This window comes from Coprococcus sp. AM11-30B (assembly GCF_027674365.1).
GTDB classification, from domain to species: Bacteria; Bacillota; Clostridia; order Lachnospirales; family Lachnospiraceae; genus Allocoprococcus; species Allocoprococcus comes.
Map to the genome: position 1 here is coordinate 1 of NZ_JAQDVB010000061.1, position 824 is coordinate 824.

Annotated in this window: 1 protein-coding gene; it reads right to left on the minus strand. The window is 43.3% G+C overall.

Annotated features, from left to right (window positions below; genetic code table 11):
- Positions 1-794 (minus strand): HipA domain-containing protein (locus PGU50_RS17940; RefSeq protein WP_270247660.1); only part of this gene is annotated, 794 nt, incomplete at its 3' end.
- Positions 795-824: the final 30 nt, after the last annotated feature.

Genomic DNA, 824 nt, shown 5'->3' on the forward strand with positions numbered 1-824 from the left:
TCATCTTGCGCAAACAAGGACAGATTGTGGTCAAACAACGGGGCTAATCCCAACAGCCGTCCTGTTCTGTTTTCCCGTAAGATACCAAAATTTCCGCCGTGACGATCCCGATTGCAGATCAAGGCATCAAAAACAACCATTGTCCTGTATTTCGATGCCATCTTTGGATCAAGTTCATTTAAGATCGATAACGCTGCCGGGAAACTTGCATCACCAGCAGCAACGAAAAATGGAACAAAAGAAATTTCTTTGTCATTCATAAGTCCGCAGACAGACGCAAGTTTCCCTTTCCACATCTCTAAATCGTAGGAAACGTGATCTATTCCCATCCGTTTTGCGACTTGTGCTGCAAAGTATTCAGAATAAGGTTCTTTGCCAAGATTTCTGGCACCGCTTGTACCTGTTTTGAACAACAGCAGCCTATCGTTAATCCGTCGAACTGCTTTCGGAAATTGCCCTCCCAGTGTCCACTCACTTGAAACGCCCGCTTTATGCTTTTGTGAACCTTTGGATACATCAAGAATTCCAAGGATATCATTCCTTGTCAATCCTGCCGTACTAAGAATCTGCTCTACAAATGCCCTGTTTTTCGGAATGGTTCTACCTTCCATCCAACTCGCAAGGCTTTTTTCATCTTGATCTACAATTAAATTCAATGGAAGCAAATGCGCATTTGCCGAATCGATATCCGTAATCTCCAGTTTCAAACTACCGAATGCGTCATAGGCAGCTTCGAATCTCATGAGGCTCTGATCATAGATCTTCAGCTCATAGCTTTTAGTCTCTCTCGTCATGCTGCTCCTCCCTTTTCTTTTCAATATCTA